Annotated in this window: 16 protein-coding genes and 1 riboswitch; of the genes, 2 read left to right on the top strand and 14 right to left on the bottom strand. The window is 33.7% G+C overall.

Annotation, left to right across the window (positions count from 1 at the left end):
* Positions 1-2: 2 nt before the first annotated feature.
* The 3 genes from rsxC to Q5O30_RS06750 form a co-directional block, all read right to left on the bottom strand.
* A complete protein-coding gene (gene rsxC, locus Q5O30_RS06760) occupies positions 3-1316 on the bottom strand; it encodes an electron transport complex subunit RsxC (RefSeq protein ID WP_021952992.1) in 1314 nt (437 codons plus the stop codon).
* A gap of 167 nt (positions 1317-1483) precedes the next feature.
* A complete protein-coding gene (locus Q5O30_RS06755) occupies positions 1484-1891 on the bottom strand; it encodes a hypothetical protein (RefSeq protein WP_021952991.1) in 408 nt (135 codons plus the stop codon).
* 139 nt (positions 1892-2030) lie between these two features.
* A complete protein-coding gene (locus Q5O30_RS06750; protein ID WP_021952990.1) occupies positions 2031-4967 on the bottom strand; it encodes a pyrrolo-quinoline quinone in 2937 nt (978 codons plus the stop codon).
* A gap of 152 nt (positions 4968-5119) precedes the next feature.
* Positions 5120-5338, bottom strand: a riboswitch (cobalamin riboswitch).
* Positions 5339-5413: 75 nt separating this feature from the next.
* Here Q5O30_RS06750 and Q5O30_RS06745 point away from each other — a divergent pair.
* The gene (locus Q5O30_RS06745; protein WP_021952989.1) at positions 5414-6511 is read left to right on the top strand and encodes a ribonuclease H-like domain-containing protein; all 1098 of its coding nucleotides are present in this window, start codon (positions 5414-5416) and stop codon (positions 6509-6511) included.
* 66 nt (positions 6512-6577) lie between these two features.
* Here the strand turns inward: Q5O30_RS06745 and Q5O30_RS06740 are convergent, their stop codons facing one another.
* From Q5O30_RS06740 to Q5O30_RS06695, 10 genes are all read right to left on the bottom strand, one after another.
* Entirely contained in the window at positions 6578-6778 is a 201-nt protein-coding gene (locus Q5O30_RS06740; RefSeq protein ID WP_021952988.1) for an alpha/beta-type small acid-soluble spore protein, read from the bottom strand.
* 149 nt (positions 6779-6927) lie between these two features.
* Positions 6928-8298 (bottom strand): UDP-N-acetylmuramoyl-tripeptide--D-alanyl-D-alanine ligase, encoded by a 1371-nt coding sequence (gene murF, locus Q5O30_RS06735; protein WP_021952987.1) that lies wholly within the window; start codon positions 8296-8298, stop codon positions 6928-6930.
* Between the two features lie 19 nt (positions 8299-8317).
* Positions 8318-9349: a D-alanine--D-alanine ligase gene (locus tag Q5O30_RS06730; RefSeq protein WP_021952986.1), complete on the bottom strand. Its 1032-nt coding sequence runs from the start codon at positions 9347-9349 to the stop codon at positions 8318-8320.
* A 27-nt stretch (positions 9350-9376) separates the two neighbouring features.
* On the bottom strand, positions 9377-11401 hold the full coding sequence (gene recG, locus Q5O30_RS06725; RefSeq protein WP_021952985.1) for an ATP-dependent DNA helicase RecG: 2025 nt from the start codon (positions 11399-11401) through the stop codon (positions 9377-9379).
* Between the two features lie 221 nt (positions 11402-11622).
* Complete coding sequence (locus Q5O30_RS06720; RefSeq protein WP_021952984.1) at positions 11623-11859, bottom strand: CPCC family cysteine-rich protein; 237 nt, start codon at positions 11857-11859, stop codon at positions 11623-11625.
* A 115-nt stretch (positions 11860-11974) separates the two neighbouring features.
* Positions 11975-14596: a hypothetical protein gene (locus Q5O30_RS06715; RefSeq protein ID WP_021952983.1), complete on the bottom strand. Its 2622-nt coding sequence runs from the start codon at positions 14594-14596 to the stop codon at positions 11975-11977.
* A 227-nt stretch (positions 14597-14823) separates the two neighbouring features.
* A complete protein-coding gene (gene groL, locus Q5O30_RS06710) occupies positions 14824-16446 on the bottom strand; it encodes a chaperonin GroEL (RefSeq protein WP_021952982.1) in 1623 nt (540 codons plus the stop codon).
* A gap of 17 nt (positions 16447-16463) precedes the next feature.
* Complete coding sequence (gene groES, locus Q5O30_RS06705) at positions 16464-16748, bottom strand: co-chaperone GroES (RefSeq protein WP_021952981.1); 285 nt, start codon at positions 16746-16748, stop codon at positions 16464-16466.
* Between the two features lie 140 nt (positions 16749-16888).
* Positions 16889-17779 carry a DNA-3-methyladenine glycosylase gene (locus Q5O30_RS06700; protein WP_021952980.1) on the bottom strand — a complete coding sequence of 297 codons (891 nt, stop codon included), beginning with the start codon at positions 17777-17779 and terminating at the stop codon, positions 16889-16891.
* 10 nt (positions 17780-17789) lie between these two features.
* The gene (locus Q5O30_RS06695; RefSeq protein WP_021952979.1) at positions 17790-18584 is read right to left on the bottom strand and encodes a Cof-type HAD-IIB family hydrolase; all 795 of its coding nucleotides are present in this window, start codon (positions 18582-18584) and stop codon (positions 17790-17792) included.
* A gap of 178 nt (positions 18585-18762) precedes the next feature.
* On the opposite strand from Q5O30_RS06695, the gene Q5O30_RS06690 reads away from it, so the two are divergent.
* The gene (locus Q5O30_RS06690; protein ID WP_021952978.1) at positions 18763-19428 is read left to right on the top strand and encodes a hypothetical protein; all 666 of its coding nucleotides are present in this window, start codon (positions 18763-18765) and stop codon (positions 19426-19428) included.
* Positions 19429-19504: 76 nt separating this feature from the next.
* Here Q5O30_RS06690 and glnS read toward each other — a convergent pair.
* Positions 19505-20801 (bottom strand): glutamine--tRNA ligase (glnS, locus tag Q5O30_RS06685; protein WP_302674630.1); only part of this gene is annotated, 1297 nt, incomplete at its 5' end.

Here is a 20801-nt window from a genome sequence, read left to right as displayed (position 1 = left end):
ACTTACCCTTTCCTACGTGCTGCCTGCACTTTTCTTTTCATTGTTCTAACTGACTGCGTAATATTTCTATTGGCAGGACAGTTGTAGTTACATGTTCCACATTCTATACATTCCATGCCATGCATTTTTACAAATGCTTCCATATCGTTTGCATCTGCCGCATGGGCAAGCTTGGCACAAATAAGACCTTCCGGACAAACCATGGCGCATTTACCACAGTTTAAACAGTTAGTCATTGTTGCTCTTGAAATTTCATCCTGTTTGAATGCTAACAGAGCTGAAGAACCTTTAATAACAGGAACTTCTAAAGAAAACATCGCCTGTCCCATCATAGGCCCGCCGGAAATGATTTTTTCAACGTTTTCATCCATTCCTCCGGCTTCCTTAACTAACTGTGCGTGACTGGTTCCAAATGGTACCTCCAGGTTGCATGGGCTGCTAATTCCGTCTCCTGAAACGGTAACAATACGTTCCGTAAGAGGTTTGTTGAATTTAACTGCACGATAAATATTATATATTGTATCAACATTATCTACTATACAGCCTGCATCAGCAGGAAGCATTGAGGAATTAATTTTCCTTTTAGTAACAGCATATATAATATGTCTCTCAGAACCCTGAGGGTATTTTGTTTTTAATTCTGCTACACTGATTTTGTCTTCTTTTTCAGTAAGCTTCTTTAAATTTTCTATAACATCAGGTTTATTGTTTTCCACAGCAATAACACCTTTTGCATTTTCAAAAAGCTTAAGTACGATTTTCAAGCCCTCAATTACCTCTGACGGCTGTTCTACAAGTCTTCTATAGTCAGAAGTTATGTATGGCTCGCACTCAGCTGCATTTACAATTACATAATCAATGGATTTGTCATCCTTAGGAGTAAGCTTTACATGAGTAGGAAAGCACGCACCTCCGAGTCCGACTACGCCACAGTCTTTTACGGCTTTTCTAATAGTATCTTTTGACCAGGGTTCATTATTTGGTCCATAATTATATTCTTCATATAAATTGTCATTTTCGATAATGATAGAAAGAACCTTGCTTCCGTTAGGAACTAATCGTTTTTCGATTTTCTTAACAGTACCTGAAACAGATGAATGAATGTTAGCTGATACAAATCCATCTGCACCGGCAATAAGCTGTCCCTTAAGAACTCTCTCTCCCACTTCTACAACAGGTTTCGCCGGTGCACCAATATGTTGTGATACCGGAAAAACAAGTTCCCCTTCAGGGAGAATTTTTCTTACGGCAACATCTTTAGACAATTCTTTTCCATCATATGGATGAACTCCACCCTTAAATGTTAGAATAGACATTTTTTTACCTCTCTTTGCCATGCTTAAAATAATGATTTAAATATCTAAAATGGTTCCAAAATAATAAAAACCAATAATAAATATAATAATACTTTTTCACATTATATTCAATGAAAAAGGACTTTAAAATATTACTTTTAAATATTACTTTTAAAATATAGCAAAGGTTATTCTCCAACCAGCATACAGAAATTAATGTAAATAACTCTTTGTAATATATGTAATAACAATGCGTATAAGAATGAAACAACTATTACTATAACAATATTTGTTAATTTATTATACGAATGGACTACTTTCTTTTTTATGTATATAGTGGATAAGTATGTTCCATATCCAATAAATATCAGGCTTGTTACTAACATACCCATAAGACCGATTTTTGAAAGCATGGGACTTGCAGAATTGTAATATAAATAACTATATTCCGGTTCACCATGTATGTATACCTTATGTAATTTACTTCCTTCCTTTGCCAGTTGATATTCCAATCCGTCTGAGCGATATATATATGTAAATAACATATATATAATAAAATCTAAAGACCAAAGTATTTTATTTATTTTATTTTTCAAAGCTTAAATCCTCCTGCTTTTTCCTATAACGGATAATTGATGAAATATAAATATTATTTTAATCATAACATATTTGGGGTTAAGTAAAAATACAAAGGGACATATCACATTAGCGATAGTCCCTCTAAAAGTATTTTAACTATTTAATTTTCACAATTCGCTTTGACCATTTTCCATATATCTTTTTACCATTTACAACATTGTATGTACGAATGATAATTATATATTTTTTGCCTTTCTTAACTCCTTTTATTGTTGACTTAACAATAGTGTTCTTTTTAAGGAGTTTTACCTTGGCATGTTTTGAATTTTTGCTTGTCCAGTATTTAATCTGATAGCCGGTTGCCTTCTTATTTTTCTGCCATGATAATTTAATACTCTTTTTAGCTTTCTTTGCCTTAAACTTTTTAACAACTAATTTCTTATATTTGCCATCAATTGCTTTAGATGTTGGTGTAACCTTTGATGTTGTAGTTGTTTCAGAAGGCTTTTCGGTAGTAGGTTCTGCTGTAGTTGGCTCTTCACCCTTTTCTCCTATAACATTTAATTCTACTAAAACTTTCTGATTAGCAAGTTGTGCGAAGATTTTTCCGTATACAGGATCATCGGCATATCTTTTAGCATAATTTTCATATATTTCATGAGAAATTACTGCACCTACTGTAACTTTAGTATTATAAACCGGTATTGTTACCCTTAAAGTCTCATCATTAATAATGTTTTTGTCTGATGATATCCAGTATCTCTGATGGTCAGGAATTTCTTCTTCCGGATTTACAATTCTTGCAATAATTCCGTTATTATCTGGCTTTGAAACATAGTTTGATGAATAAACATTTCCATTTTCATCCTGATATATGCCGTAAAATACCTTCAAATCTCCTGTAATATTATTTGCATCGCTGTTTTCATTTTTTATAAACTCAAAGAAGTTTTCTTTTGCACTATTCATAAAATTAACAGCATTGGTTATTTCTTCTTCTGTTAAAGGTAAAACTGTCACGTCAAACTTAGTTGAAGCAGAAATATCAGGATTTTCCTTGTTGGTAATTGTTACTGTTAATGTAATTGTTTTTTTATCTTCTCCCGGAAGTGGTCTGTATGTGTATGTACGATAGCCATAAATTTCCATTACAGATGTATCGCTGCTTTCAACCTTGAAATCGTAATACTTACCATCAAGACCTAACTTTTTAGGGATAACTAACTGTATGTCATCTTTCACATTACTTAAATCAATATCTCCACCTGTAGTGAAATTTGAAAGATTATCTTTATATGTGTCAACCTTTTCCTGTAATGCCTTTGTCTGCTCTAATACTTCGTTATATGCTAAAACTTTAACAGGTATTTCACGTTTAATGGTTTCAGTAACCTGATCTTCACCTGAATTATATCTGCCAAATGTAAATTCAGCTGTTATAACAACATTTTGATCCTCTGATTTTCTATTTACCTTTGCTGTATAGTACATGTTAGTAAAGTCACTGTCCCATTCAGCAGAGTTACTAATTGAAATTACACTGCTATCTGAGGATGTATACTTTACTTTTACCCATTTAACATTTTTATCTGAGCCATTGTGACTGACATTTGGATTAGCAGGAAGCATTAAGTTTTCTGTTACACTTTGTAAATCTTCGTTTTTGTCTAAAATCTGATTATCAATGTATTCATCCCTTACTGCTTCAAGGTCTTTTTTTACCTTGTCTAAATCCCAATAGAAATTAACACATCTTGGTGCATATTCCACTGTAACATTATTTAATGTTAAATTAAATGTAACATCTGCCTGTCCCATATATCTGTATGCATATCCGGCATCAAATAAATTAATGTAAAAATAATGTATTGTTCCATCTTCATCAATGTATGTTGCACCATCAGAAAATCTGTTTTCAACATTCTTTATTGATACTTTTATGCCTTTATTGGCGTAAGCTTCTTTGGATTCAATGAGATTTGATAAATATGTGTTAATATTTTTGTCTGTATCAAATTTCGGAGAAATAACTCCTGATGGAAGTTCATTTACAAGTGCATCAAGGGTTGCCTTATCTTCCACATCAGTGTTTGTAGCCTTAATCTGCCATTTTAAAACAGGATAACCATTATTTATGCTGCTGTCTGTTGCAAATGCTTCTCCTAAATCAGATGCAATACCTTTTAATTCATCTGATGATAATTTTGTAACATCAGGTTCATCTGCATCAGAAATTTTAAAGCCATAAACATTTGAATTTATCCCTTCAAGATAATAGCATTTTTCAAAAGAAACATAGGCATTAATATATCCTATAGCTGCACCATTTTGAGTTTTTTCCGTAACCGCACCGGTTGTATAACTGTTTTTTACTGTTGATACATTGTTTGTGGTACCATATCCATAACCGACTAATCCACCTGAATATATTGTTCTGGTTGCTGTTGTAGTAACACTTCCTGTGTTATAGCAGTTTTCAATTGATGTGTATGTTTTAATTTCACCTGTTATACCTGCAACTCTCGCTCCACCGGTAATGTCACCTACATTATAACTGTTTGTAATGGTTGTATTTTCAGAATATCCTGTGATTCCGGCAATGTTTTTCGCATTTTTGTTTGTAACATTTATAGTTGCTTCGTTACCACAATTTGTAATGGTTGTATTAACTGCTTTAGCCACAATACCTGCATCAAATCCAAGAGTTGATGTAACATTTCCCTTAACTACAAGGTTTTTAATTGTGGCACCATTAGTCTGACCGATTAATCCCTGATAAGTTTTCTGAGCGTTAATATCTAATGTTACGCTATGTCCGTCACCATCAATTGTTCCCGTAAAAGCATCAGGTAAAGTATTATCACCTTGACCTATTGTTTCAGTAACATTTTCAATGTCGCTAGTAAGAATGTAATTTCCATCTAATGGATATTCAGCATCCTTGCCGATTTTGGCCCACTGAGTGGCGTCTGATATTTCAATTACATTTGATGTATCATCAGCTTTGGTGTAAGTTATACTTACATTTGAAAATGCCAGTGCCATGGTAAGAGCAATTGAAATAACCTTTTTGGTTGTGTTGTTTCGTCTCATTTTCGTTCTCCTTCAATTAGTAAAATAGTAAGAGTAACACGAAAAAAGCCCTAAAGCGTATGCTCTAGGGGTGCGATAAATCTTATATATGCAAAATAAAGGCATCAAAATAAAGCCTTTTTGCAATAGAAGCCCTTTATCAATTCCCCGTGATATAACTCCAAACTCTATGCAGGTCTCCTGGCTTACACATCATCACTTTTATTTACCTTCCCGGTTGCCCAGTGGCGATTAAAAATCATACATGAATAACATGCCGCATAAATATGCGAATAAAAATTCCGTGCTTACAGTGGCGGGACCGTGCAGGATTTCCACCTGCTTCCCTCTTAGCTGATTTTTACATCAGAACATAAAGTCCATATGATATTTTTTAACATCACGGGTAATTTTAGCATTGTGTAATTAGATTGTCAACTAACGTAAAAATATGCTAAAATATACTTATGCTAGTAATAAGAGATAAAGCAAATATAAAAATTGACTACCCGGTTTCAACGATTGCAAATCCTGATAAAACAATATTTTTTGATATTGAAACAACGGGATTTTCAAGAAAATACTGTAATGTTTATTTAATAGGCTGTATGTATTTTTCTAATAATGAATTAATGTATGCCCAGTGGCTGGCTGAGAATTTTAATGATGAGGCAAATGTTCTTATGGCGTTCCACAAATTTTTAAAGGGATTTAACACCATTATTCATTTTAATGGAAATGCTTTTGATATTCCTTTTGTTAAAGAAAGAGGTGAGAAATACAACTTAGACTTTGATTTTGACAGATTTAACAGCATAGATATTTATAAACCTCTGTCGAAATTAAATCATATATTAAATCTGGAAAACCAAAAGCAGAAAACCTTTGAAAAAGCATTAAACATAAAACGTACTGATCCTTTTTCAGGTGGGGATTTAGTAGAGGTCTTTAAGCATTATGTAGAATCAAAAGATGAGAGGCTTATTTTCCCCCTTCTGCTACATAATCGTGAAGATGTTATTAATATGGGAAAATTAATATCCCTTTTATCTGTAAAAGATGTGTTTGATGGGAAATTTCATATTCAGGAATATTACATTAACGAATATACAAATGTTGAAGGGGACATAGAAAAAGAATTAAGAATTAATATTTCATTTGAAAACAGGATTCCACTAAAAATGATATATAACAAAGATTATCTTCATTTTTCTGCCATAGATGATAGAGGATATATAACCGTTAAAATCATAAATGGAACCTTTAAGTATTTTTTCTCCAATCCGAAGGATTACTTTTATCTGCCTTTAGAGGATAAAGCAATTCATAAAAGTATTGCTTCTTTTGTGGATAAAAACTACAGAAAACAGGCGTCAGCTTCTACATGTTACGAGAAATTTTCAGGGGAGTTTTTACCGGTGTATTCTTTAGATAATGATTGTTTTCCACAGGTTTTAAGAGAGGATTACAAATCTAAAACAGGAGTCATCAAACCTTCAGTTTTAAAGGATGAAAACATTTATTCATATGTTTTAGATATTATTAAATTCATGAAAAATAAATAGTTATAACTAAGTAAGGAGGTTCACATTTAGTGAACCTCCCTGCTGTTTTTAAACGATAGAAAATGATTATTTACCACTCATCTGTTTTTCCTGAGCTTCAATCATCTTCTTAACCATCTGTCCACCAACAGAACCTGCCTGTGCAGATGTTAAGTTTCCGTTGTAACCGTCTGTAAGCTGTACACCTACTTCTGATGCACATTCCATTTTAAATCTGTTCATTGCACTCTTTGCTTCTGGAACATTTACATTGTTTGAATTACTCATTTCAATTACCTCCATTTTCACAATCAGATATTTAAAAATTGTAACCAACCTTCAATTGAATTTTTGTTACACTAGTATTATGTGAAGAAAAGAGATTAATAAACTGGTAAGTTGTTGTTAATCTGACATTTTTTTCAAAATATAATAATTTAAAAAGTCTCTTTTATAAGATTAACTATTGTAGTAAATTTCATTCCGTTTGAAGCTTTAATTAAAACTGTATCTCCGGGTTTGATATACTCACTGATATTTGACTCAAAGTCCTGTTTATTATTAAAATGATAAACCATGTTGCATCCGCTTTTTGCAGCATCAGCTATGTTTTGTGCCAAATCACCAATACATATAACTTCATCTATTTTTAATCGGGCAGCTTCTTCTCCTACCTGTCTATGAAGTTCTGCTTCATTGTCTCCTAACTCATACATATTACCTAAGATAGCTACCTTTCTGCCATCTGCTTCTGATAAAACATTAAGAGATGCTTTCATTGACATGGGATTGGCATTGTAACAGTCATCTATTACTGTTATATTGTTTACGTTAAAGATGTTATTTCGGCCGTTTATTGCCTTAAGCTTTCTAATGCCGGAATCTATTTCTGAAAAACTCATTCCAAAATGAACACCTATGCAGGTAGCTGCTAAGGCATTATAAATCATGTGAAATCCCGGAATTGGAATCAGTGTTGTAAAGGTTTTATCAAAGTATCTGATTTCTACTTCTGTTCCCATAACGCCTTTTGATGTGTGAGAAACAATTCCCACATTCTGCTTTGTATTTATGCCGAAAAACATTGGTTCATGTCCGTTTACTTCTTTTACATTAATTAATTTGTCATCATCACCATTTAAAACTACAAAACAATCTTTTTGTGCGTGTTCAAACATTTCTGTTTTAGCTCTGAATACACCATCTCTGTCTCCTAAATTTTCCAAATGGCATGTTCCAATATTAGTAATTACGCATACATCCGGCTTTGAAATATTAGCAAGACGGTGCATTTCACCAAAGTCACTGATTCCCATTTCTATAACGGCTATCTGATGATTATCACGTATTTTTAACATGGTAAGTGGCATTCCGATTTCATTGTTATAGTTGCCCTCAGTTTTTAAAACCTGATATTTTTCACTTAAAACGGAAGCAATGATTTCTTTAGTGCTGGTTTTTCCTACACTACCTGTAATTCCTATGATTTTACATGAAAGCTGTTCTCTGTAAAATTCAGCAATTGCCTTTAGGGCATCAGCAACAGATTTAACCAGTATGTATGGCTTGTTGATATCCAATTTTTTTTCAGATAAAGTGCATAATGCACCTTTTTCAAATACCTGTGGAATAAAGTCATGTCCGTCAACCTTTGCCCCCACAAAAGGAAGATACAAATATCCTTCTTCTATTAAACGGCTGTCTTTTTCAACACCTGTAATTTCAGTTTGTTTAAAACTTTCATCTCCTATGTATATTCCATTGCAGGCTTTAGCAATGTTTTCCAGTGTCATATTTTTTAAACTCATTTATTTGCTCCAATCAACATTATTTATATTTGTTTAACGACAATTCTACTATTTTATTACAAAGAGACGGATAATCCACACCTATTGCCCTTGCCTCATCAGGAATAAGACTTGTGGAAGTCATACCCGGTAATGTATTTACTTCTAAGCAAAACATATTTCCGGCTTTATCCATCATAACGTCTGCTCTTGAACATAGCGAACAACCAATTGCATCACAGGCATCAACAGCTACCTGCTGCATTTTCTCTGTAAGTTCATCGCTTAAATTAGCAGGACAAACATGAGTTGTGGCACCATCTTTATATTTGTTTTCATAGTCATACCATCCTTCTCTTGGTATAATTTCCACAATAGGTAATGCCTTTCCATTTAAAACTCCAATGGAAAATTCCCGTCCTTCTATAAAATCTTCAATTAATATTTCGTTATCATATTTGAAACATTCTTCCACGGCATTTTGGTAATCTTTTTCGTCTTTTACTAAAACCACACCAACACTTGAGCCACCGTTGCATGCTTTAACTACAAGAGGAAGTGACATATTTAAGCGGTTGAGGTCTGTATCTTCACCTTTTTTCACCCAGACACTTTTAGCTGTTGGAACACCTTTTGACATAAAAATCTGTTTTGTAACTGCTTTATCCATTCCCATGGCACTGGCTAAATGTCCTGAACCGGTGTATTTAATTCCATATAAATCAAAGGCTGCCTGACATTTTCCGTCTTCACCGTTTTTTCCATGTAAGGCAAGAAATACAATGTCAGCTTTTTTACATATTTCAATTACATTATTTCCAAAGAAGCTTTTTCTTTTTCCTTCAGTTTCTTTAACTTTTGTAGAAAGGCTTTTTATGTAATCTTTTTCTTTTGTAACATCATATGTGTTTTTTGAGGTTTCAAAAATATCACAATTATCCATTCCAAAGAAAACATCCATCAAAATAGCATTGTGATTTTTTTCACGAAGTGCCTGACAAACATTATATCCTGAGCTTATTGAAACTTCTCTTTCTGTACTGTTTCCTCCACATAAAACTACTATATCCATAACTAATGTACTATACTCCTCTCAAATTTATATATTAATTGATGAAATTTTTGATGTATTCATCATTTCCATTTCCTCATCTGATACATACAATTCGCCGGATTCAATTAAATTAATTGCATCAGCAGCTTTTTTTAAAGTATCAGCATCATTCATAATATCGCCGATTTTAAATTCAAAATCACCACTTTGTCTGACACCGAAAAAATCACCCGGCCCCCTTAACTTCAAATCTTCATTTGCAATAAAAAATCCGTCGTTAGATTTATTTAATATTTCAAGGCGGTCTTTTGCTTCCTTCTTTTCGCTGCCATTTATAAAAATACAGTAGGATTGAAACTTTCCTCTTCCTACACGGCCCCTAAGCTGATGCAGCTGGGCTAATCCAAAACGTTCTGCATTTTCAACCATCATAACCGTGGCATTAGGAACATTAACACCAACCTCCACAACAGTGGTTGAAACTAAAACCTGTATTTCATTTTTTGAGAACTTCTCCATTATATCATTTTTTTCAGCAGGTTTCATTCTTCCATGCAAAAAAGATACATTAATTGCCGGTGGAAATATCTGCTTAAGCTTATCGGCATATTCAATAACATTTTCACCTTCTACAGCTTCGCTGTATTCTACCGTAGGACATATAATGTAAACCTGACGTCCCTGTGCAACTTGCTTTTCAATAAAATTATAGGCGTTATATCTGTAATCTTTGCCGACAACACAGTTGGCTATAGGTCGCCTTCCAGCAGGCAATTCATCAATTATTGAAATATCAAGGTCGCCATACATTATAATGGCAAGGGTTCTTGGAATAGGTGTTGCACTCATAACTATTGTATGAGGTCTGCTTCCTTTCCCGGAAATTGCTTCACGTTGTCTTACTCCAAATCTATGCTGCTCATCAGTAACTACAAGGGCTAGGTTTTTATATTTAACTTTATCTTGGATAAGAGCATGGGTTCCTATTATAACGTCTGCCGTGCCACTTTCAATATCCTGATAAACCATCCTTTTTTCTTTAACCGTCATGGAGCCTACAAGTATAACAGGACACAAATCAATATTATTTTTTTCTAATGTTTCTTTTAGCTGTTCAAAATGCTGTCTTGCAAGAACTTCCGTAGGTGCCATAAGTGCCCCCTGATATCCGTTCAATGCAGCAGTTATTAATGCTAAAAAAGCAACTATCGTTTTACCGGATCCAACATCTCCCTGAATTAACCTGTTCATAACTTTAGGAGATGAGATATCTTTTTTTATTTCCTCCCATGTGCGAAGTTGTGCAGATGTAAGATTATAGGGAAGATTTTTTATTAAATTTTCAACCTCATCAGGTTCTTCTAAAATATATTCATTTTTTTCATTTTTATTGTTATCTTTTAAATTTCTAAGAGTATTAATAAATTCAAAAAATTCGTCAAATACCAGTCTTTTTCTTGCTGTAGAAAGTTCTTTCATGTTTTTTGGAAAATGAATATTTTTAATAGCCACCCTTCTATCTTCTAAAGAATATTTCTCTTTAACCGACACAGGAAGATTTTCATTTATGTCAATAATATTAAGTGCCTGTGTAACAGATTTTTGAACTAAAGTATTTGTCAGACCGTGAGTAAGAGGATAAACCGGCTGCATTTTTCCCATTTTTGAAGTGTATTCTTTTATTGTAAAGATTTTTGGCTGCTCTATTTCAAAACTACCTTTAGATTCTCTTACAAATCCCCTAAAAATATACACGTCACCATTTTTTAATTTACTTCTTAAATATGGTGAATTAAACCAGATAGCTTTAATTCCGTAGCCTTCACTATCTCTAAGATAAGCTGTAACAATTTGCAAATTACGGACTTTTTTCACTGCAACATCCCTTACAACTGTTGCTTTAACCGCCTGAGTCCTGTCACAATCTAATTTACGGACAATTACAGGTTCTTCATAAACATCGTAATATCTGGGATAATACTCCAGTAAGTCTTCAACACTGGATACACCTACTTTTTCAAACAAATTTTCAGTTTTCTGACCTATTCCTTTTAATTCATTAAGCAACATATTAATATCCTCAAAACATTTCAGCCTATTTTACCACATATGAAAAAAGAATGCCAGAAAATCGAAATGGATTTTGAAGCTTTGGTTTGACATTTTGATATTCATTTGTTATCTTATTTTCGGAGCCATATTTGGTTGTAGATGATGGCAATTGGAGCCTGAGTGCTGACAACCATTCATTGGTTCTTTTTTTGTCAGGCTCAATTTATAATTTTTATAGTTTATACCTCATCCTCATATGGTTGACGAACTATATTTATAAAACGTTCTTTAATAGCTCCAAATAGCTTGTAATTCTTCTTAGCAGTATTCAATGACACCTGATTTGCTCCAATAATTTCATCGGGCATATTTTGAACCACTTCATCATATTGCCAAAAGCAAACATCACAAATATCTGTAATTACTTCATCGGTATCATCAAGAGTTAAGTAACCACAACATGGACATCTTTTCATAAAACTTGCTCCTTAAACTTTATTTTGTACACATATATGCTCCCTTTCTCTTTCAATTTCCTGTAAAATAAAAAGAAGCACACAATAATCAATATCATGTGCCTCTTTAATAATCTTATTTAATTTTTACTGTTTTACAGTAACTTCCATAATATGTTTTTCTACCAACTTTTTTCAAAGCTCTTACTTTAACATAATAGGTGCTGTTATTCTTTCTCTTAAATGTAAGTTTTGTTTTCTTAATGTTTTTTACAGTTTTGCCTTTAAACTTTTTATTTGTAGAATATACAACCTGATATCCTTTAGCTCCTTTTACCTTTGCAAACTGAATATTTACTTTCTTCTTTGTTGCTTTTTTCTTTGTAATTTTTGTTTTTCCAGGAACTATTTTAAATGTAACGTAGTCGCTTTCCCTAAAGTTTCCGATACCATTTATAATTATTTTTGATGTTCCAATATCTTTATTGTTTTTGTATGTAACAGTATAATCTGTTCCTTTACGTAATGTGATTCCTTTATACTTAACCGTTACCTTACGTTTTATGGCTTTTCCGCTGTATGTCAGAGAATTTGTGGCTACATTAATTGATGTTGACCATATACTCTTTTTAGCTTTTGTACCTGTCTTATCACATACGGCCTTGCCGTTAGAATATGACATAATCTTACACATTTCGCTTGAAGTATATACTCCATATCCGCTTTTATTTATGGCATAATCTATACCACCGTTTCCACTTAAACTATATGTACATACATTAGTAAATTTAACACCCGGTGTATCAGGGCATTCCACGGCAGACTTCAAGAAACATGTAGCCGCCTGATAACATGAATAAATGCCAATTCCATAGGCTTCATGAGTTTTTACATTTGAAGAAACCTTATAATCAGTATATCCATATGAGCCCTTTGCATTCCATACATTCTGGGATGTTATGTCATAAGGCAACTCACTTTGATACATATAACACTTACCACCGTTACCATTCCATATTGTCTGATATTTTTGGAAGTGTTCTACCATAAGTCCGTAAGTTGTAACATTGTCACCATTTATTATTACACCGGTATCAGCTGTGTTTTTATTCCAGCCTACACCTGCTCCATGATCTGCTCTCCAAACCCAGAAATTGTCGCCTATTACGTCGCTGCTGTTAATTATAACACATGTTGTAACCTTTCCCGGATTTGAATCTGCTCCACCTACTCTGTAAAAGGTATCACTTAACAAAATAGGGTTATCCTTATGAGATGTTTTATCTCCAGATGTTCCAACTGTTAAAAGTGCAGATGATTTCTTTACTCCTGCATCAAATAATACGCCGGCTATTTTTACTCCTCCTACATTTGAAACAGTCATACACTGATTTCCATTTACAGGTTCCAATGTTGCATATCCCAATCCTAGAACAATAGTGTTTTCATTAGTTATATTAATTGCCTGGGAAAGATTATATATTCCGGGAGTAAGTATAAGGTTTTTGCCTGTTTTTAATTCGTCGTTAATTTTTGTTGCACTATCTGATGGCTTAGCAACATAAAAACGGTCAAGGTCTATGAATTCGCCTTCGTTTTCATTTGCCCATGAAACACCTGTAGAGTTTTTTCTAACTGCCGGTACATATACACCATATTTTCCATCATCATTTTTCATTAAAAACGGCTTTTCCTGACACTCAGGAGTTTCTGAAACCTTGGTGTAAGATAAATACGGCCACTCACCGTTTGGGCCATTGCTGATGTTTGTTTTATCGTATAATGATGCAACGCTACATCCTACAAAAACGTAATTCCAAACGCTTCCATCCCATCTGTTCATTTCGGTATTTCTAGAAATCCACTGTTGCTGTGAACCTGCTGATATTCCTGCTTCCGTATCAATCTGCTTACCTGTTTTCTGGTCTTTATATGTGTATTTTCTTCCTGCAACTTTTGTGTCTGCAAGAAAACCACCACTGGCATAACCACCCTGATGATGCAAATCAAGATTACCTTTAATATTCATTCTTCTCATAGAAGTAGCCTGAGAAACAGCCCACATGGTGCTGTTCGCTGTTGTAGTAAGATTTTCTACTGAACGCCAGAAATTGCAAAGGGCATTATAATTTACTGAACCGTCATATTTTTTACCTTTCATCCATTCAGCCTTACAGTTTATATTACCAATTACAGTGTTTTCCGGTGAAATGCCAAGTCCTGCAACCTGCGTGTAAAATCCAACTTCCACATTAATATCTTTACTGTAATTTCCCGGTGCAAACATTAATGCATTTCTGTCTGAAATAAATTGTCCTGCTTCTGTTTTCTTATAAATATTATTAATGCATGACTGTATTTCTGATGTACTGTCTGTAGGTTCAAAAATATTAGTGTTTAAACCAAAAGTCTGTATTTCATATGAAATAGGGGTTGAAAGTTCATATTCCTTATCTGAAACATATGATACTTTATAATATTCGCCATTGTAATCAGTGTCTGTATATGCAGAATCTGAAACAGTGGCAACTTTACTGTACTTTGCATATCGGCTTTTTGCCTTATAAATATTATAAGAACCTCCACTTAGTTTGTCCCATGTTATTGTACATGAACCATTGCTGTTTTCCACAAATTTTAAATTTGTAATCGGATTAGCATTAAGCTCTAAAGCCTTTACAGGCATAACCGACACACCTGATACTACTAACGCAAGTACCAGCATTAATGATAAAATACTTCTTTTAATACCTTTCATTATATTTTCGCTCCTTTAATTTAATATAAATAAATTGTATCATATATGCTTTGTCATTCCAATAATAAAATTGTTTTTATGTCCTATTTTAGGCACTTTTTAAAAAATTAATACCTAAGTAAAAAATGGTGTATTTTTATCATTTTTACATCAAAAAAGGCCTACGGGAAACATATCATGTTATCCCATAGGCTTTTTTTATCTGCTACATAAGTAGCAATTATTAATTACATCATTCCCATTCCAGGGTTTCCGGCAGGCATAGCCGGTGTATCTTCTTTAATATTTGCAACAACTGATTCTGTTGTAAGTAATGTACTTGCCACACTTGTTGCATTCTGAAGAGCACTTCTTGTAACCTTAGCCGGATCAAGAATTCCTCTGTCTACCATCTGAACATACTCGCCATTTAATGCATCAAATCCTGTTCCAGGTTCTGATTCTCTTACCTTATTAACAATAACTGAGCCTTCAAGTCCTGCATTCTGGGCAATAGTGAAAAGTGGAGCCTCTAATGCCTTAAGAATAATAGAAGCACCTGTCTTCTCATCACCTTCTAATGTATTAACTAACTCAGCAACCTTCTTTGATGCGTGAATGTATGCTGAACCACCACCTGCTATAATACCTTCTTCTACGGCAGCTCTTGTAGCATTTAATGCATCTTCCATTCTAAGTTTGTTTTCCTGCATTTCAGGTTCTGTAGCAGCACCAACTCTGATAACTGCAACACCACCTGCTAGCTTAGCAAGTCTTTCCTGCAGTTTCTCTTTATCAAATTCTGATGTGGTTTCTTCTATCTGGGTTTTAATCTGGGCAACTCTTGCTGCAATTTCATCTGAATTACCAAGGCCATCAACGATTATGGTATTTTCTTTTGCAACCTTAACAGATTTTGCTCTACCTAAATCTTCAATCTTTGTATCTGCAAGAGATAAACCTAATTCTTCTGAAATAACCTGACCACCGGTAAGAATTGCTATATCCTTAAGCATTTCTTTTCTTCTGTCACCATATCCAGGTGCCTTAACTGCAACTACGTTAAATGTTCCACGAAGCTTATTTACAATAAGTGTTGTAAGGGCTTCACCTTCAACATCTTCTGCAATAATAAGAAGTTTAGCTCCTGACTGAACAATCTGCTCTAAGACAGGAAGGATTTCCTGAATGTTAGAGATTTTCTTATCTGTAATAAGGATATATGGATCATCCAGTGTAGCTTCCATCTTATCCATATCTGTAGCCATATATGCTGAAATATATCCTCTGTCAAACTGCATACCTTCAACAAGGTCTAATTCAGTTTTCATTGTTTTTGACTCTTCTATTGTAATAACGCCATCGTTAGAAACCTTTTCCATGGCATCTGCTACCATGTTACCAACTTCCTCATCACCGGCAGAAATAGCTGCAACCTTTGCAATCTGTTCCTTTCCTGTTACAACACTGCTCATATCAGCAATAGCATCAACTGCTACATCTGTTGCTTTCTTCATTCCTTTTCTTAAAATAATAGGATTAGCACCGGCAGCTAAGTTCTTCATTCCGGCATTAATCATTGCCTGAGCTAAAACTGTAGCTGTTGTTGTACCGTCACCTGCTACATCGTTTGTTTTAGTAGCAACTTCCTTTACAAGCTGTGCTCCCATGTTTTCAAATGAATCGTCAAGTTCTATTTCCTTTGCAATTGTTACGCCATCATTTGTAATAAGTGGTGCGCCAAAAGATTTATCAAGAACAACGTTTCTTCCTTTTGGTCCTAATGTAACCTTTACTGTATTTGCTAACTGGTTTACACCTGCTTCAAGAGCAGTTCTGGCTTCAGCGCCATATTTTATTTCCTTTGCCATATTAATTACCTCCAAAATTATTCAACGATTGCAAGAATATCTGACTGTTTTACAATTATATATTCTTCATCATCTAATTTAACTTCATTGCCTGCATACTTTGAAAAGATAACCATATCTCCAGGCTTAACATTCATAACAACTTCTTTACCGTCTACAACTCCACCGGGACCTACAGCAATAACTTCTGCCTGCTGTGGCTTCTCCTGAGATGTACTTGTCAATATAATTCCTGATTTTGTTTTTTCTTCCGGAGTAGACTGCTTTAAAACTACTCTATCTGCTAATGGTATTAATTTCATTTTTTAACCTCCATAATAACATTTCTTGTTAGCACTCCACATATATGAGTGCTAATCAACTAACAATAATAGTAACACTTTTTTTGATTAATGCAATACCTAATGTTATATTTTTACAATTTATTAACAAAATAAATATTCTATTCATTTTTGTTTTTTCCAACTTTATTATCTCTTCCAAAACAAAACAGATATTGTTGTGCGTAGCCACCATATTCTCCATATAATTCCTTAGCACATTTTCCTATTATCTCCTTTGAGGTATCTTTTCCGTTAAAATATAAAGTCTCCATAATTCTTTTTATCCACACATCAATAGGAAATGCCTGCCTGTATCCCAACGAAAAAAGCATTACGCAGTTAGCAACTTTTTCACCAACTCCCTTTATTTCCATTAGTTTCTTTCTGGCATCTTCCTCCTTTAACATTCTAATTTCTTTTTCGTTTATGATGCCTGTAGAAAGCTTCTTAACTGCGTCTGACAAATAAGGTGCCCTAAAACCTGTTTTCATTTCCCTGAAATCTGCCTCGGTAATATTGCTTAACTGTTTCATATTAGGAAAGGAATAGTATTTTTCTCCATTTACCTCCCCTAAATAGTCACCAAAATTCTCACTGATTGTTTTCACAATATGTTTTATATGGGGAATCTGCTTATTTTGGGAAATTATAAAGGATATTAATGTTTCCACAAACTCCTGATTAAGAATCCTTACGCCGTTTTTTTCTTTTATCGCAGGCTCTAAGGTTTCATCACTTTTCAGAAGAAACTCCTTAATTTTTTCATAATCTCTGTTTAAATCAAAGTATGGTATCCATATATTTTCAACTTCCTTAATTGTTTTATTAAGAAAAACAAGGTTGTTATCCTTTTCCATTATATGTAAAAGCCTGCCATAGGCTACTACAACATAATCCTGTTCATCCTGTTTATAAAATCTGAAGCATTGTCCACATTCTAAGGTCTGCTGTAAATCAAAATCACTAATTTCCTTTATTATTATATTATTTTTATCCTTCAGTATTCTCATATTACATCCTTTATATTAATTCAAATTTTTTTAATGCCTCATATATTCCACCCTTATCAAAGTCAGAAGTATGATACTTTGTAGCTTCCTTTATGGCATCATCACTATTTCCCATGGCACAGCCATACTTAACATATTTTAGCATGTCAATGTCATTTAAACTGTCACCGAAAGCATATGTGTTTTCCCATGGAATGTTTAATGCTTTAATTAATTTTTCAATTCCCACAGCTTTATTATATCCCTTTGGAACTAACTCCAATAAACTATGCTGATGAGATATAATGGTGTAATCATTTTCAAATTCCTTTATCATTCCCTCAGGATTACTGTGATTAGTAAATAATGCACTTACCTTAGATACATTTATTTCACTTTCATCTGTACTTAATATAAAATCCCCCATACTTTCTCTGTAAACATTATATACATGCTTTGTGGTTTCAGTTAAATCACTGATATCCCTTCCAATATAAATGTTGTCTCTTCCTTCAGCCACCGGAACAAAGCCATTTCTTACAAAGCCATCTATTACTCTTCTTGCCTCATTATTATTAATGGTATTGCAATATAGCTCCTTACCACCAATTTCCACATATGTTCCGGCACCGGCTACAATATCCCGAAATCCCGGAGCCATATGTTCTTTATAAATCATACACCTTGTTCGTCCGGTACATATAACCGGAATATGTCCCTTGGCCTTTAAAAGTTTAATTGCCTCATAAGTATCCTTTGGCATCCCTGTATCAAATCTATATATTGTTCCGTCAATATCGAAAAAAACTATTTTTCTATTATTCATATTAATCCTCTTTATCATTCTTTTTAAAATCACTTTTTATAGACTAACATTTTTGTTTTTTTTATTCAAGTAATGTTTTTTAATGTATTACTGCTTTTATTTCGGCTAAAATAGTATTATAATAAATGATAATAATTATGCTATTGCATAAAAATAAATGTATCGGAGGATTTTATATATGGGATTTTTAAAAAAGCTATTCGGAACCGCAGCAGTTGTTGGAGCCGCAGCAGGAAGTGCACTTTATGTAAAGAAACGCAAAGACACACGTGAAACAAAGGCAGATGATTTCGACGATTTCGATGATACAAAAGCCTTTGAATTTAACAAAAATGATGATTCCGACGGAAACACAAAAGTTACAATAACCATTAATAAAAAGAAAGTTAAGAAGGTAGCAGATGATACTGCTGACATGGTTATTGATGCTGCTGATAAATTAAAAAATACAGTTACTGATAAAATCGGCGAGGAAAACATTGATAATATAAAGGATAAAATTAACAATGCAACGGATTTCGCCAAAGAAAAAGCTAATGATGCTAAAGACATAATTGTTGAAAAAGTTGGTGAAGACAATATCAATATGATGAAGGATAAGGTTTCAACTGTTGCATCTAATGCTAAGGATAAGGTGAATGAAACTGTTGGTAAAATATTTAACGGTGAAGACGAAGATGAAGATATTTTTGAGGATGAAGATATAAATACTTCTTCTGACAATACACCGGACTTGGATGTTACTACAGATGAGGCAGAAAATGCTGAAACTGAAGATGATGTTACTATTGATGATGAGGGCGATGACGATGAATTTCTTACAGATGAGTTAAAGGATTTGTAAGAATTATGATTAATAATTTATAGTAAACAAAAAGGTTGTATCACAATTGATGCAACCTTTTTGTTTACCGTATTTATTATTTTGGAAGTTTAAAAGAACTCTTTAATGAAACAATTCTGTTAAATACCGGATGTTCTTTTGTATAATCCTTAATGTCTGCACAGAAATAACCCTGTCTCACAAACTGGAATTTATCCTCTGGCTTAACATCTGAAATGTTTGGCTCAATGTAACATTCCTTAAGAACTGTAAGAGAATTAGGATTTAAGTTAAGGGTTCCATCCTCATTTAACTTTCCTTTCTCTTCATCTACAATATTCTCATAAAGTCTTACTTCTGCCTTCACAGCATGTGGTGCAGAAACCCAGTGAATGGTTCCTTTAACCTTTCTTCCTGTAAAACCGCTTCCGCTTTTAGTTTCAGGATCATATGTGCAATGAATTTCAGTTATATTTCCATTTTCGTCTTTTTTATAGTCCACACATTTAACAAAGTAGGCATTCATAAGTCTTACTTCATTGCCTGGGAATAATCTGAAATATTTCTTAGGAGGTTCCTCCATAAAATCTTCTCTTTCAATATATAATTCCCTGCTAAAAGGTACTTTTCTGCTACCAAGTTCAGGACATTCAACGTTGTTATCCACGTCAAGCCATTCAACCTGTCCTTCAGGATAATTATCAATAATAACCTTTACAGGATCTAAAACAGCCATAATACGTGGTTTTTTAGCCTTAAGATCTTCTCTGATACAATATTCAAGCATAGCGTAATCCACAGAGCTCTGGCTCTTTGAAATACCGCACAATTCAACAAACATCTTAATTGATTCAGGAGTAAAACCTCTTCTTCTAAGAGCTGCAATGGAAACCAGTCTCGGATCATCCCAACCGTCAACAATTCCGTCTTCAACTAATTTCTTAATATATCTCTTTCCTGTAACCACGTTTGTAAGATAAAGTTTTGCAAATTCAATCTGTCTTGGGGGGTTAGGATACTCAAGTTCATTTACAACCCAGTCATATAAAGGTCTGTGATCTTCAAATTCCAATGTACATATAGAATGTGTTACTCCTTCTATGGCATCCTCAATAGGATGCGCAAAATCGTACATAGGATAAATGCACCACTTATCTCCTGTATTATGATGTGTCATATGTGCAACTCTGTAAATAATAGGATCTCTCATATTAATATTAGGACTTGCCATGTCAATTTTGGCTCTTAAAACTTTTTCACCATCTTTATATACACCATTTTTCATGTTTTCAAAAAGCTCAAGGTTCTCTTCAACACTTCTGTCTCTGTATGGGCTGTTTTTTCCCGGTTCTTTAAGAGTTCCTCTGTATTCCCTTATTTCGTCTGAACTAAGG

This window comes from Eubacterium sp. CAG:161 (assembly GCF_000432355.1).
Classification (GTDB): Bacteria; Bacillota; Clostridia; order Lachnospirales; family Lachnospiraceae; genus Eubacterium_G; species Eubacterium_G segne.
The sequence above is the reverse complement of the archived record's forward strand: the minus strand, read 5'-3'. Positions and strand labels throughout refer to the sequence as shown.

What these genes read in the sequence shown, in the direction of transcription:
- murF (WP_021952987.1), bottom strand. Translation starts at nt 8,298, where the DNA reads ATGAGTTTAAAAAATATGACACTGGAAAACATTGCTAAAGCCTGCAAT.
- groES (WP_021952981.1), bottom strand. Translation starts at nt 16,748, where the DNA reads ATGAAATTAATACCATTAGCAGATAGAGTAGTTTTAAAGCAGTCTACT.
- Q5O30_RS06745 (WP_021952989.1), top strand. Translation starts at nt 5,414, where the DNA reads ATGCTAGTAATAAGAGATAAAGCAAATATAAAAATTGACTACCCGGTT.
- Q5O30_RS06700 (WP_021952980.1), bottom strand. Translation starts at nt 17,779, where the DNA reads ATGAGAATACTGAAGGATAAAAATAATATAATAATAAAGGAAATTAGT.
- Q5O30_RS06730 (WP_021952986.1), bottom strand. Translation starts at nt 9,349, where the DNA reads ATGGATATAGTAGTTTTATGTGGAGGAAACAGTACAGAAAGAGAAGTT.
- Q5O30_RS06750 (WP_021952990.1), bottom strand. Translation starts at nt 4,967, where the DNA reads ATGAGACGAAACAACACAACCAAAAAGGTTATTTCAATTGCTCTTACC.
- Q5O30_RS06740 (WP_021952988.1), bottom strand. Translation starts at nt 6,778, where the DNA reads ATGAGTAATTCAAACAATGTAAATGTTCCAGAAGCAAAGAGTGCAATG.
- Q5O30_RS06720 (WP_021952984.1), bottom strand. Translation starts at nt 11,859, where the DNA reads ATGAAAAGATGTCCATGTTGTGGTTACTTAACTCTTGATGATACCGAT.
- Q5O30_RS06715 (WP_021952983.1), bottom strand. Translation starts at nt 14,596, where the DNA reads ATGAAAGGTATTAAAAGAAGTATTTTATCATTAATGCTGGTACTTGCG.
- recG (WP_021952985.1), bottom strand. Translation starts at nt 11,401, where the DNA reads ATGTTGCTTAATGAATTAAAAGGAATAGGTCAGAAAACTGAAAATTTG.
- groL (WP_021952982.1), bottom strand. Translation starts at nt 16,446, where the DNA reads ATGGCAAAGGAAATAAAATATGGCGCTGAAGCCAGAACTGCTCTTGAA.
- Q5O30_RS06695 (WP_021952979.1), bottom strand. Translation starts at nt 18,584, where the DNA reads ATGAATAATAGAAAAATAGTTTTTTTCGATATTGACGGAACAATATAT.
- rsxC (WP_021952992.1), bottom strand. Translation starts at nt 1,316, where the DNA reads ATGTCTATTCTAACATTTAAGGGTGGAGTTCATCCATATGATGGAAAA.
- Q5O30_RS06690 (WP_021952978.1), top strand. Translation starts at nt 18,763, where the DNA reads ATGGGATTTTTAAAAAAGCTATTCGGAACCGCAGCAGTTGTTGGAGCC.